1 protein-coding gene is annotated in these 881 nt (G+C 52.6%); it reads right to left on the reverse strand.

Annotated features, from left to right (window positions below):
- On the reverse strand, positions 1–881 hold an 881-nt coding region (locus LG003_RS23095), incomplete at both ends, for a hypothetical protein (RefSeq protein WP_262981773.1).

Genomic DNA, 881 nt, shown 5'->3' on the forward strand with positions numbered 1-881 from the left:
TGATTGACCATTGCGATATTGACGGCAGGCACTTTTATCCCGCTCATCAGCGCCTTGACTATGGGGGAGTTTACTTTGCTGGCTAATGTCGAACCGATAGAAGTCAAATCGGCGCTCATACCAATCACTGCGGTGCTAAAGCGCAGCAGATTCATATAGGTAGGTCCGGGTTGTAAAGGGTTGTTGCGGGCATATTCTGTCTGCATGAGCACATCGGTCAGGGTGAATGCATTCAGAAACAGGCTGACACCGGTCAGTGAAGAATCAAACAGTAAACCAAGGGAAGGTTTGCCGGCCCCGTCTAAGGTAAAAAGCTGAACCGGAGAGTCCACACTGGTTTTAACTTCCGGCAGGGTTATCACCGGTTTGTTGCCAAGTGATTCCAGACGTTTACTCCAGTTAATTATCCGTTCCCCGATAGCCTGTTGACGCACTGCCGGGTCAGGGAGGTGGCGATTCGTTTTCGATTCCAGCCGTTTCAGCACTTCCTGATAGCTCTGTTCGCTGAGGGCCACTCTGCCATCCGGCTCAATCACCACTCCCAGCGTGGATAACAGGGCCGGAACCAGTTGTTGGGTTATCTGGTCAATCGCTTTCTGGGGAAGCTGACGGACATAACTTGAACCCTGATAAATCGCCTGATGGGTATAGGCACAGACGGTTGCCAGAAATGTCCCCATCCCCAGCAGAATATTATCGACTCCCTGAATAAACGGGCCCTTAAGTAGCGGTGATTTGACTTTGTCGTTATTCAGTACGGTGACAACCCCGGTGGTAATGGTGCGCCAGAAGTTGCCATCCCCGTTGCTGTCCGACTCTTTAGCCGCCAGCTTCGCCAGCACCTGCTCGCCGGGCAGGGAGGATTGCAGGTTGCCGAGCAG

The sequence above is a fragment of the Photorhabdus kleinii genome (genome assembly GCF_025384885.1).
GTDB classification, from domain to species: domain Bacteria; phylum Pseudomonadota; class Gammaproteobacteria; order Enterobacterales; family Enterobacteriaceae; genus Photorhabdus; species Photorhabdus kayaii.